At 69.5% G+C, this 12,827-nt stretch carries 6 protein-coding genes; 4 read left to right on the top strand and 2 right to left on the bottom strand.

All coding sequences use genetic code 11. The annotated features are described in order from the left end of the window. The first annotated feature begins 16 nt into the window (after nucleotides 1–16). The 4 genes from BSZ36_RS18155 to BSZ36_RS18140 all read left to right on the top strand — a co-directional run bounded on the left by BSZ36_RS18155 (nucleotide 17) and on the right by BSZ36_RS18140 (nucleotide 6,328). Nucleotides 17–718, top strand: a complete 702-nt coding sequence (locus BSZ36_RS18155) for a hypothetical protein (protein ID WP_143537004.1) — start codon at nucleotides 17–19, stop codon at nucleotides 716–718. Between the two features lie 184 nt (nucleotides 719–902). After that, nucleotides 903–1,682, top strand: coding sequence for a JAB domain-containing protein (locus BSZ36_RS19765; RefSeq protein WP_218827762.1), 780 nt, complete (start codon nucleotides 903–905; stop codon nucleotides 1,680–1,682). Between the two features lie 110 nt (nucleotides 1,683–1,792). Then, nucleotides 1,793–2,104 (top strand): hypothetical protein, encoded by a 312-nt coding sequence (locus BSZ36_RS18145; protein ID WP_094551947.1) that lies wholly within the window; start codon nucleotides 1,793–1,795, stop codon nucleotides 2,102–2,104. Nucleotides 2,105–2,380: 276 nt separating this feature from the next. Further along, complete coding sequence (locus BSZ36_RS18140; RefSeq protein ID WP_143537003.1) at nucleotides 2,381–6,328, top strand: hypothetical protein; 3,948 nt, start codon at nucleotides 2,381–2,383, stop codon at nucleotides 6,326–6,328. Nucleotides 6,329–6,343: 15 nt separating this feature from the next. On the opposite strand, the gene BSZ36_RS18135 is transcribed toward BSZ36_RS18140, so the two are convergent. Together BSZ36_RS18135 and BSZ36_RS18130 are read right to left on the bottom strand one after the other, a co-directional pair. Beyond that, nucleotides 6,344–10,765, bottom strand: a complete 4,422-nt coding sequence (locus tag BSZ36_RS18135) for an ATP-binding protein (protein WP_143537002.1) — start codon at nucleotides 10,763–10,765, stop codon at nucleotides 6,344–6,346. Then, nucleotides 10,762–12,819 (bottom strand): AAA family ATPase, encoded by a 2,058-nt coding sequence (locus tag BSZ36_RS18130; RefSeq protein ID WP_143537001.1) that lies wholly within the window; start codon nucleotides 12,817–12,819, stop codon nucleotides 10,762–10,764. The genes BSZ36_RS18135 and BSZ36_RS18130 overlap by 4 nt, the downstream gene beginning before the upstream one ends. Between the last annotated feature and the right edge of the window lie 8 nt (nucleotides 12,820–12,827).

The following is a 12,827-nucleotide window of genomic DNA, read 5'->3' as shown; positions in this document are numbered from 1 at the left end:
CTTCCGAGGTCTTGTCATGCCCCGCACTTACTCCCGTCCGCACTACGCTCAGGCCCGGACCTGGTACCGCTTCGCCTGCTGGCTCCGGCGCACGTCGTGCCCCCAGTTCCACCCGCACCTCATGAAGGAGGACGCCCTGCGCGAGAGCTTCCGGCTCGGCAGCCGGTCGATCATCCTCCCGTCGCGTCTTCAGGACTGCGAGGCCGCCGGGCTCGCACGGCTCGCCGCTCGGGCCACCTCTGGCGATAAGTACCCGGAGCTGGTGGCCCGGATCGCCGTGGTCGATCCAGACGACGCATCGGCCGACGAGGTCCACCTGTTCCTCGAAGTGGCCGACCGGACGGGCACGCACGCGGAGAAGCACCTGCTCGGCAAGCTCCCGCCGGTGGACGCCCTGTGGGTGGCCCCTCTGATCCGGCTGGAGTCCGACGCCTACGGCACAGGCACCGTCTTGCGGTACCACGTGACCGGAGGCCAGAACGACGAGGTACACGTCGCGATCAGCCGGGCGCACGAGGCCGCGTCGGCGTGGCTCGACTGGGCCGACGACCGCAAGGCCTGGGCCGAGGCCCACGCGGTGGCCGAGGAGAGCCCGTACGCATACCGGGCGAACTATCTCGACACGGTGGCACCGGGGGCGAGCTACGGAGACTTCCTCTACGGCGCCGACGCCTACGGCGGCAGCGCCGCCAGCGAGACCGACTGGGACGACGAGTAGCCCAGAGCCTGAGGCCCTCAGCCCGGCGACCCAGGCGGTCGCCGGGCTTCTTTTTTGCCGCAACGGGGCAGGCGCTCGACGGAGGCGAGCGAGGCGCCCCCGTCGGCCGCGAGGGCGCGTCGGCCGACGGGGGCGCTCCCACCACGGTCGATGTCTGACTGTGCGGAGCGACGCCTGAAAACTCATGGCAACCCAGAAATCCGGGGCCTCGCCCCTCACAGCGCTCAACCTCCGCGTGCTCCGCGACATCGAGGCCAGGATGCCCGAGGGCTGTGACCGCTACGACGGCGCTCCTGTAATCCTTCAGCCCAAGCTCGACCGCCGCGAGCGCTACCACGCCCGGCGACTGGCCGTGCGTGGGCGGCTCCGTCGGCTGGAGTCCGACGCGCCGTGGTTCGCGCGGCGGACCGTGCTGTACGGCACGGTGGCCGAGACCTCAGAGGTCGGCCCTCAATCCGTCGTTCGGGAGCCCGTCGGCATGCTCCGCCAGCCCGACACGCACGTGGCCTACCGGGACGCCCTGTTCTCCGGCGTCCCGCTCTACACGACCCGGCTCGTCCGTGAGCGGACGTTCACGTTCCCGACGCGCGACCAGGTCCGCTCACCCGCCGACGCGGCGGCCGTGCTGGCCGAGTATTTCTCCGACCGCGACCGCGAGGAGTTCGTGGTCGCCTTCCTCGACACGGCGAACACGCTGACCGGGCTCCACGTGGCGTCAGTCGGTGGGCTGGCGGCGTCCATCGTCGAGCCGCGCCAGGTGTTCAAGGCGGCCGTGCTGGCGAACGCCGCCGCCGTGCTCTTGGCGCACAACCACCCGAGCGGCAACCCCGAGCCGAGCCGGGAGGACGTGGCCGTCACGCGCCAGCTTGTCGAGGCGGGCAAGGTGATGGGCATTCCGGTCCACGACCACCTGATCCTGACCGACCACGGGCACACGAGCCTGGCGGGGCGAGGGCTGATGTAGCTGAGAGGTTCTGCCCCCAGCAGGTGGTGGCTGGGCTCTCCCGGCGAGGAGGCGCCGAATGGCGAACGCCCCCCACGCCGGGAGAGCCCTCCGCTTCAACCACCGCTGCCATGAGCACGACCGCTGCCAAGAACGAACGTCCCCAGACCCGCCCCGTCCGCTTTCCGCTCGGGCACGTGGTCGCCACGCCGGGCGCCCTCGAGGTCGTCCGCAGTCACAGCCTCGACGTCGTGGGGCTCCTCCACCGCCACCGGGCTGGCGACTGGGGATCGGTCTCCGAGCACGACGCACGGGCCAACGACCGCGCGGTCGGGGAGGGCACCCGCGTCCTCTCGGCCTACGAGACGACTGGCGGCCGGCTCTGGATCATTACTGAGGCCGACCGTTCGGCGACGACAGTCCTTCTGCCGTCGGAGTATTGAGCTCCACTGGGAGTCCGCTTATCTGAGATCAATTCAAGCTGTCAAAGGAATCTGAGTCAGGGCCGGACCCACGGCGGGTCAGCCCAATCGCCTGATGCAAGGTCTTGCAGGTCAACACCCTAGGCTAACGGTATGTCTCCAAATGGGGCGTACTGGAAAGGCTGAGGATCACTTCAAGAACCCTCGCCGCGAGACTCTGTGTGACACGATGAGGCCTCACCCGCACATAGGTTAGGGAACCGCAAACGTATCTGGAAGCCGTTGTCGCAGTCCCCGGTGCCCCTCTCTGCTCCGCAAGGAAACCCGCGCCGCCAGGCGATGGGGGCCGTTCGTGGTTTCGACTACCAGCTCTGGCAGTCGGTCGATCTGTGGACGGCGCTCGGTCCGACCGAGGCGCTCTTCCTCGAAGCCGCCGAGGATGTCGATCTTCGCGCCGAGGACAGGGTCGAGGCGGGACAGGTCAAGACGCTCGCCCGCCCTCTCACCCTCCGCTCCGAGGCGGTGCAGAGTGCGCTCCGAAACTTCTGGGATCTCCGAGCACGCAACCCGGATCTGCGCGCCTCCTTCGTCCTCCTCACGACGGCGCAGCGCGGTGTCGAGGCGGGATCTCCATTCGGGGAAATGCCAGGCCTCGACAAGTGGGACCAGTGCCGATTTGAAGGTGCCGATCTCGATGCCTTGCGCGTCTTTCTAGGAACGCTCGACCTCGGCGCGAGCCTCGGCGAGTTCCTCACGACGGCGAGCGACTCTGAGGTCCGAGACCTGCTCCTCCGCCAAGTACGATGGGCGACGGGCGAGCCCGATCGGCATGGGCTTCGAGACCGTGTCGAGCGCCGTGTAGTTCTCCACGGCGACCGCATCGGACTCCCCCCCTCCCAGTCCCGTGTCGCCGTCGATTCCCTCCAGGCCAGGGCCTGGGAGACCCTCGTCGCCGACGGGCCGAGGCGGCTGGATCGTGTCGACTTTCTCGACGCATTCGAGCAGGCGACGTCCGTCCTGACCGCTCGCTCGGTTCTCGCGACGACGGCGACCACAGGGGGACTCGCCGCGCGGGCAGAGCGCGTCCTCGATTCCAATGTCCGAGTGCTCGTCCAGGCGCCCGTTCCGCGCGAGGCGGTCGTGGACGACATCCGCCGACGCCTCCCCGACGTGAGCGTCCTGGCTCTCACAGGGGCGTCGGGATTAGGCAAATCAACCCTGGCCGCTCTAGTCGCAGGCGCGGGAGGGAACTGGGTCCGGCTCGATCTCCGGGGACAAAGCGAGGACGACGCCGCGGATCATCTCGCCCTCGCCGCTCTCGCCGTCGCGGACCTGCCCCTCGCGACGTCCGTCGTGATTGACGACCTCCCCGCGGCGATGAACGGGCGGATCGAACTCCCCCTCATTCACCTGGTCCACGCTGTCGTCGACCGGGGAGGCCGCGCCCTCGTCACTGCGCACGCCCGCCTCCCCAGCGCGCTTCTGGCGGCGACGGCGCAGAACGATGCGGACGCGCATCTCGACGTCCCTCCACTCTCTACACACGAACTCCGCACGTTATGCCTCGGGGCCGGCTGCCCCCCCGAGCGGGCCGAGCAATGGGCGCGCGTCATCGAAATTCAGACGAGCGGACACCCGCAGCTCGCAGCCGCACACGCCCGGAGCGCTGCGGAGAAGGGGTGGGGGACGGTCTCCGACGACGATCTGTTCGGGACGCCTCCCACCATCGAGCGCGTCAAGCGGGACGCTCGGCGACGGCTGGTGACCACCCTGGCAGGGCTCGGGGCGTCGGACGTGGCCTACCGCCTCAGCCTGTATGCCACGCCGTTCACGCGCGCGCAGGCGCTCCGGCTGGCGGCGGCCCCGCCGTCACTGCCTGGTGCGGGCGACGCCCTCGACGTTCTCACTGGACCCTGGATTGAACAGGTCGACGAATCGCACTTCCGCGTCTCGCCCCTCCTGTCAAAGAGCTACGAGACCCAGTTCGACCCCGATACGGTCAAGCGGCTCCACCACGCGGCGGCCCTCTCGTTTCTCGAGCCGGTCCTCGACGCGCGAGCGTTCAGTGGCCTGCTGCTCCACGGCATGGCCGGAGAGTGCGAGAAGGCGCTCGTCGCCGCGTTCCACAGTGTCAGCGATCTCGAAGACGAGCAATTCGGCCTCCTCGCAGAGTGGGTCTCGTGGTTCGCGCATGCTGCGACGGATGAGTTCAATCCGCTGTACCGCCCTGACCCCATCCTGGGCATTCTCCTGCGCCAGCTTCAGCTCCGTGTCGCTGCGGCTCTGGGGAAGCAGGACGCAGCGGTCCTGGTCGCTCGCGCGGCCCTCCGCGAAATCGACGATGTGAGCGTCGACGGCGCTCCGTCGATACCGGAAACCCTCCGATACGCCTTTGCCAGCCTCGTCGTCACGAAGATCGACGCCGACGAACACCTTCCCTTCGTTCTCGAGCAGGCCGCCACGGCCGCTCGTATCTCTGCATCCGGCGCATTGGGGCAGATGGAAGCAGCCGCGGCGGATGCGGGGCTGGCACCTCCTCCGTTCGACGAGGAGTTGGGGGTGGAGTCTCTGGGCGGCCTGATTGGACCCCTCGTTCGCCTGCTCACCGTGCGCGTCCGTTCGGCGTCCCTGCTCGTACAGTTTCTCGATGCCGTCGAGGCAGACTCTGTGTTGGAGCAGGCCCTCTCACCTCTCTTCCGAGAAGACGGTCCCGCCACCACGGCAATCTCCGATGGTGCGTGGCTCGACAAATTCCGGGCAGAGCGGTCAGGAGAAGAGGTCGACTTCAGCCCGGCGGTGCAAGTCCTCCAACGGACGATCGTGTTTGCTGACGAGCGGGGCTACGACGCGCTGGCGACGAGTGCGAGACGCTCCCTTGCGACGGTCCTCAATGAACACGTCCACGACCGCTCCGCTGCCCTCGCCGTGCTGGCCGCCGGTGGAGACCGCGCCGAGCTGCTCGACTATCGGGCCAAGATGCACGCGTTGGACAAGGACTACAGTGCCGCGCTCGACCTGTACCGTCGCCTGCTGCCGGCCTGGGCCTCCCAGCCTGCTCGCATGAACTCGGCACGTGCCCGCGCCTACCACGACGCCATTCGCGCGGCAGGTGAAATGGGTGAGTTCGGCGAGGCGGCCGAACTCGCGGCACGCGGGACGGAGGTCGCGGCACAGGAACTCGCTCGAATTCAGGCCCCGCTTTGGATCGGGTACAGCGCCGACCACGCCTATGCACTCTACCGGGCCGGACGCCTCGCCGAGACGGTTCACGCCTTCGAGCAGACCCTCCTCGCACTCGACGACGCCCCGGAGCAGCAGGGGTTCGGGGTTCTCCGCGGACGGGTCGGGCACGTCCTCGTCATCATTGAGCATGAGCTGACAGGGCGTCCTACACCCGACGGATTTTCGGACCCCTTTGTCGGGTTGTTTAGCAAGCCGGAACCTGACTTCGAGGACTTCGAGGCACCGGCTAGCCCCGCGATGATTTGGGGCCGACTCGCTCACATCGAGTCCCTGGTGGGCTCGTCGCGCTCTGTGTCCCAACGGTACCTCGCCCTCAGCACCGGCGTCACGGACCGTCTCGTCGTCTACGATCGAGCCCAGCATCGCGCGTCGCTCGCGATCCTGGATGGGCACCCGGATCTGATGGAGGTTCTCAGCGACGCCTATCGCTGTGCAGCATTGGGAGCCGGGAGGGACCCAGGCACCATCACGCCGTTCGATCTCGACCTCGCACAAAGCGCGCTCACGTCGGCCTGGATCCGGGCCGCCGCAGACGGAGCGCTCTCCGAACTCCCAATCGACACGTGGGTCGCGTCCGCGTGCGCCATGCTGGACGACGACCCTCAAGCGCGAGCAGAGATGGAGCGGTGGCGCGAAACGGCCACGCTCGCGGTCTCCCTTGAGTCCGGCACGCGCAGGGCGGCGGCGCCGCTCCATCGGCAGCTCATCGACGAGGGTCAGGGTCTGTCCGTCAGGGCCACGGCCGCCGCTGTGCTGGCGCTCTATGCGGAGGACCCCGACACGCAGTTCTACGCACGGGCGACCGTCCTCCAGGTCGCGGAGCAACGCATGTTCTCCGACGTCCTCGAACGCCACGTATCCCGCCTCGTGACCGGGAACCCGGGTGCGGGCTACGCCGGCGCTGCGAGAGCCATCCTCGCGACCGACTCACGCATATCGATCTCGGAGGAGGCTCGCCCCTACTTCGAGCGTGTCGCCGCTGGCATCTCGTCGAGGGCCTGAGATCCACCCAGGGGGCTACGACCGAAACGGATTCCGGTCGAGGGTCTGGATCGCAGCGCGCGCCGCCCCCAGGCCCAGCGTATACACCGACTCGAACAAGGCGAGCCCGTGCTCGCGGTGCCCTGGAAATCGGTGGAGCGTCAGCGCGATCTGGAGGAGCGGCTCGGCCAGTCGGGCGCGTTGCCATCGGTCGAACACGCCCCGCTCCACACCGCTCACGACCGCCGTCGCCGCCTCGTGGGCGAGGTCGGGAGCCAGGCGGATCCGGTCCGCGGCCGCCGCCAGCACCCCCTCGAACGCCGTGCGCAACGCCGGATCCGACGCCAGGATGGCGCGGATCAACGCCTCGTCTTCGGGCACCCAGGCACGGGGCGGCGAGCCCAGGGCGAACGACTGAACCGCTCGGTGCGCCGCGCCCGCCGCGTGCTCGTCGTCGGACGCGGTCGCGGCCTCCAGCACCTCCAGGAGAAGGGGCCGCTCGCTCTTCGCCTGGACCCAGAGGGCCGCGGCGCCGAAGGCCATGCCGAGCAGCGTATCGTCGCCCTGCTGGGTCCCCTCACGGATCCGGGCCGCGCTCGCGTCGCGGTGCGTGCCTACGTGGAGGGCGATCATCATCTCGCCGTACGCCTGTTCGGCCCCGTCCCACGCCAGCCCACGAACGAGGTCCGCGAGGTCGAGGGCGGCCTCCGGTGGATCGAGGTGCCGAAGCACCTGGCTCAGCCCGATGAGCCCCTCGGGGCGGGTCACCGCCTCGGGACACGCTCGGACCAACGCCGCTAATGCCTCCGTCGCTCGGGCATGGTCGGGGTTGGAGCGATGGAAGAGGTCGCCTGACAAACGGATCGCCGTGGCGGCGGTCCTCTCGTGGGGCTCTGCCTCGGCGAGCCGTCCGATAAACGCTGTCCACCAGGGAAAGGCCGGCTCCGGCCGGTAGAAGCATCCCGCCGCCATCGCCTCCAGCATGTGGCCCTTTCCGCCCCCCAGGATCAGCGGCGCGTTCCCGAACAAGAGGGGCTGCACTCGGTCCCCCGTCGGATCGCTGACCTCGACCGTGCTGACGTCGGCCTCCCAGAACCACGACTCCAGCCGCGCGAGCGTCTCGACGTCGAGGCCGCCACGGACGCGGGCCAGCGCGTCGCTCGACCGGTAGCGGAACGACGGGCTGGCGAACCCGGCGGCATCGAACCGGGCGACCCGCTCCGGCAAGAGGGGGCGCAGCGCGACGGCGGCCTCCTCCTTCGAGGACGCGATCCCACCGATGAGCTCGGTCACGAAGGGCTCGTAGCGCACGTCAGCCAGCTGGTCCAGTACCTCCCACGCCTCGCCCGGCGCCGCCGTCGCGGCTTCCCCGAACGCACTTGCCTGTTGCTCCACCCCCCCAAGATGGGGGGGAGGCACATCGTCCTCGTGGTGCGCTTCGGCCAACGCCGCCGCCTCGCCGCCCAGGACCCGGTCCATGGTCTCGGTCCACTCCTCCGCCCCCAGCTCGGCGAGGCGCGGCGATGGCACGGGGGGGCGGACTGCCGCGAACCCCGTCATCCGAACCGCCTCGTCAGGGAGGTCGGGATACGTCTCCTCGGCCGCCTGGCGCTCCTCTCCGAAAGCATCGCTCGGGTCCTCCATCCCCCGCATCAGCCGCAGCCTGGCCCGATCGGTCACGTCCGCCCACCGCGTCTCGTCCTCGTCGTCGGGGCGAGGCGGAGCGAACGCCCGGAGCTGAGCTTCGAGTGCGTCCCGCTGACCGGTCGTCAGGTGTGGGGAGAGCGCCCGTAGCAGCGCGACGGTCTCACCCACTTCGCTCCTGATCGTGGAGAGCAGGAGCCTGCGAGGGTCGCCCAGCAGATACGCCACCGCCGGCTCGGTGTACCGACCCGCGAGGGCAGCAAACGACCGCGCGACGGCGCGGTGCGACCGCATCCGGTCGTCGTTCGATAGCCGCTCGACGGCCGCCGCGTAGGCGCCCTCATCGGCCTCCCCGAGCGCCGTCAGAAATCGGGTCGCGACGCCGAGCAGCGTCCGGTCCCGCTCCGTCTCGTCGTCGTCCCATCCGCTGTCGATGAGAGGGCTTCGATACATAAAGGCACGGTCTCGCGACGCGGGCTCGTCCAGGAGGGCGCCCTCGAACCATGCCCATACCGTCTTCGCGAACACATCCGGCGCGTCGCCCACGCGACCTGCAATCTCGGGCCACTGGTGCCACTCGCGCACCACGCTCCGGCGCGCCTGCTCACGGTACGCAGACGCGGCGAGTTCGCCCTTCGGCTCCGCCGCGCGCGTCGCGTTCCCGCTCGCCTCGCTGGCCGCAAACGCCTCCTCGGTCTCGCGGTCAAGCTCTGCACGGAGAGCCTCGAACCCCGCCGCGGCGTCGCCCTTGAGCCCGATCATCACGATGTGGTGGCGGAACGCTCGGGGAAAGCGGTACGCCACCTCCATCATCGCTCGCGTGACCTCGGGCGCCCACGACGGCATCTCGTCCAGCGCCGACAGCGCGTATTCGTCGTACGCCGGGGCGCCCAGCCAGTGCGCGCGCACCAAGTCGAACACGGCCTGCCCGTCACCTCGCTTCGACGCAGCCCCGAGGATGCCCAGCACGGCCAGGGCCTCGTCCGGAGGTCGGCGCATCTCCCGAGCTAGGGTGCCGCTCGCGACGAGCACGCGGAACCACCCCGCGCTCTGGCGCATGGCGGCGAACGTCTGCCTCGCGCGCGGCCCGTCGAGGCGGGGGAGGAGGGCCGCGAGCTCCTCGGCCGTCGGCTCTTCCTGAGCCGCAACGTACTCCCCGACCAACTGCTCGATGTGCGCCCGGAAGCTGCCACCGAGAAACGCCGCGAGGGCGTCGCGGTACCGCCTCGGGCTCCCGCTCCGGAGTGCGGTCAACCCGGCGAGCAGGACCGGCCGCACGAACAGCCCATCCTCCCGCTTCCGGACGTACTCCACCAAGGAGCCCGTCCCGTCTGTGAACCTCCGCGACCGCGCGAACTCGAACAGCGCCTGGTGCCGGAACCCAACGCGGTCCCCATCTCGCGCGAGCACGTCCGCACGCAGCAGGGCGTCGTACGCCTTCGCGTGGGCGTCCACGAGCGAGGAGGGGACCCATAACGCCTCCTCCTCGCTCATCCGCTCGACGAGCACGCGGACCAGCTCCGCGGCGTCGGTGTGCGCTGGCAACACGCTCGTTTGCCAGTAGTCGTCGTAGAGCCGATGCCAGGACGCATACGCCTTGTCGGGGGCGGCCACGCGGAGGTACACGCGTAAAAACTCGGGGACGCGCAGGAGCTCGCGGAGCGCGACACTCATCGACGAGGTGTCGTGTCCGCCCTCGGTGAGCAGGGGCTCGATGGCCTCCCACGACGGGGACTCCAAGCCGACAACCTCACGGAACGACGACTGAAGCCGCGTGTCCACCGAACGCTCGAACGGCCGGACGCTCGCAACCACGCTCACCCCCGGCGCGCCGCGCAACCGGTCGATCAGGTCGAGCACGGCGTTGAGGCGCCCCGGGTGCACGTCGCTCACGTCGCTCAGCGCGTCGAGTTGGTCCAGCACGACCACCACCGGCTGCCGCGCGGCCAGCTCGCGGATGCCCCGGACGCACCCGCCGGGCACGTCCGGGATCACGTCATCCGCGTCGACGAGCCCCAGCGGGAGCCGGTCGGCCTTTACCGCGCCGACCGTCACATCGCTCGCTCCCAGCCGCTGTGCGAACACCGAGAGGAGGGCCGATTTTCCCGTCCCCCGGTCGCCCTCGATCAGCGTCACCGACGTGTCCTCCGTCGCGACGCGGACCAGGAGGTGTTCCAGCTCGGGGCGGTCCAGCCAGACGCCCCGGGTCGTGGTCGGCCATGTGAGAAGGCTCTCGGACGCCGCCCTGAGGCGGCGCTCCGCCTCGTCGAGGTCGTCGTCCGTCAACGCGGACGGCCCGTCCCCGAGGCGGTGCAGCATCTCATTCTGCTTGCCGAGCAGGATCTCCTGATTGTCCAGGATCTCTTGCTGCCCCTCGGACAACCGTGCCTGCCCCGCTTCGAGCCGACGCCCGACCTCGGCGACATGAACGTCAAGCAGGTCCAGCCGACCGGCCTCTAACAACCGCGCCCGGAGGTGCTGTACGAACTGTCGCACCACCTGTGTCGCTCGCACGTGCTCCGGGTCGATCTCGTGATACCCGCCCTTCTCCCGGAAGGAGTCAACAAACCGTCCTTCGATGCCGTCGCGCTCGCCGCTCTTGAGGGCGGCCAGCAGTGCGACGAAGGCGCCCCCCTTGACCCAGCGCTCCAAGGCTTCCCGCACACGACGCCCTTCGATGGAGTCGTAGCGACGGACTGTGTCGCCGATCGCCTTCGAGACCGGCGAGCGCGATAGCACCCAGGCACCGCCCTTGCTCAGCCAGTCCGCTGTGACTGACCCCGCGACTCCTAGGAGAAGACCCTCCAGCATCACGATCTCGTGGGTGCATTCACGTGGTTGAGGTCTCGGAGTGCCAGGGCGAGGCGGTCCCGGCTCTCCATCAGCTCCACGCTCGCCGCGAACCAATCGCCCACCTGGGGGACGGCGTTCGGGACCGGACGGGGATCAGGAGTCTGGTTTCGCTCGACGTCTGCAAATCGCTTCCTCAAGTCACCCAGGACCGCCTGGAGCTGCGCGACCTCCTTATGGACCTGCTCGTCGTGGTGGGCAACGAGCTCGGGACGGTAGGCAGGCGCGAAGGGGGGGACCTCCCCGACCGGGCCGAGTCCGCGCGCCGGTGCAGTGCCCCATCCTTTCATCTGTGCCACGAACGACCACACGTCCTCCGCCGGGGCCGATCGATCCGCTGAGACCCCCTCGGGCGGACGCACGTAGCGATCGTCGTTGGGATCGCTCCCCATCCCGTCGAAGGCCGCCTCCACCCACTCCCGTCCTTTCTTATTCGCCCCGGCGAGGCCCCACCGCTCGAGCTCGCCTACGGGCACGAGGAGCACCCCGTACTCGGCCAGCTTGAGCAGCCATGCGTCCAGCCGCGCCCGGTCGTCTCCGGTCAGGACCGTTCGTCCCTTCGTTTTGATCGCTCCCCGCTGGATGCCATGGTCGCGATACGTCTGCACGATCTCTCGGGCCGCGTCCACGAGCCGCGCCACCTCCGCCTCGAGGACGCCTGCCGCCCGCAGCGTGCGGGGCAGCTCCTTCGTCCAGTAGCGAGGGTCACCGCAGTCGAGAACGTTTGAGGGTAGGCCGTGGATCAGGTCGAGGTCCCCCTGGATCACGGCGGGCACACCGAGCCGGCGGAGCGGGCCCGCCAGGTGGGCGAGCGTACTCTTGTTCTCGGCCGAGACGAACAAGACGTCGGGGTCCGGCACGTCGGCCGACGTGTCGCTCAGGCGGCGGGACACCTCCTGGTACACGACCCGGTCGTTGTGGTCTTCTGTCACGACGACGGCGTCGCGGAACAGCCCGTCGAGCGCAGCCGTGTTGCGGAGGAGCGGCTCCAGGGCGAGCCTCCGGAGATCGTCGTCGGCCAGGAGGCGGGCTGTCCCGCGCTCCCCGTCGTACGTCAGCCGGACCACCCGGAGGCCAGTGGGGTCCCGCTCGATGCAGCCCTCCAAGAACGACGGGCTGTGGGTCGACACGATCACGTGCCCGCCTCGTTCCCGCGAGAGGTCCGTCAGAAGTCGGCCGAGTTGGCGCTGCCGCGGAGCAGGGAGGTACGCCTCGGGCTCGTCCACGAGCATCACGTCGTACGGCCCGCTCAACAATACGGCCACCAGGGCCACGAAGGCGTTGACGCCGTCGCTCGCCTCCGCAAGGGGCGTCGTCCGCGCGTGGTAGTCCACCGCAGCCGGGTCGGCCCCCAACTCGACGGCCGGGCTCGGAGGCGCCTCCGGGTTCACGCCGAACCGGAGTTCGGCCCCCCGCGTCCCGTCGACTACCACGTGGACGCCGGGGAATGCGCGGAGGACCTCGGCCCGGAGCCGCTCCCGCGTCTCCCCGTCGTCGAGAAGCCGGCGGAGCACGTTGTCGAGGGGAGGGGCGTCGTGAAGGTCACCGCGCTCCCGGTCCCCGACGAGCTCGAACCGTAGGCGCCCGTCTACCCGGATCAGCCGCTCCATCAGAATGCCGGGCACGGACCCCTCCCGGTCGAACTGCTCCAAGAGCTGGTGCGCCACGCGGTCGGATATGTTGGAGACCGTGCTCTTGAGCACGAACTCGGTCCCCACAGCCTTCTCCCCATTCCCAACGCCGACCTTCTCGGAGTACTGGTAGGGGACACTCTTCACGGACAGGGTGTCGGCCGCCAGCTGCGCGAACGTCTCGAATGCGGGATCGAGCCGCACCTGCTCCAGGACCTTCGGCCTCTCGGCCTTCTTCTGGAGCTGCTGGCGTGCGTTGAAGATCGCACGACCCGCTTCCTGTCCCCCCGCCCTCGCAGTCTGCGCTACGGCGACGATCGACCCTGGAGCGAGAGCCTCCTCGATCTCTCGCAGCAGCAGACTCTTCCCCGAGTTGTTCGGTCCCACTAGGACCG

Origin of the sequence: Rubricoccus marinus (assembly GCF_002257665.1) — a bacterium.
Taxonomy (GTDB): Bacteria; Bacteroidota; Rhodothermia; order Rhodothermales; family Rubricoccaceae; genus Rubricoccus; species Rubricoccus marinus.
The sequence above is the reverse complement of the archived record's forward strand: the minus strand, read 5'-3'. Positions and strand labels throughout refer to the sequence as shown.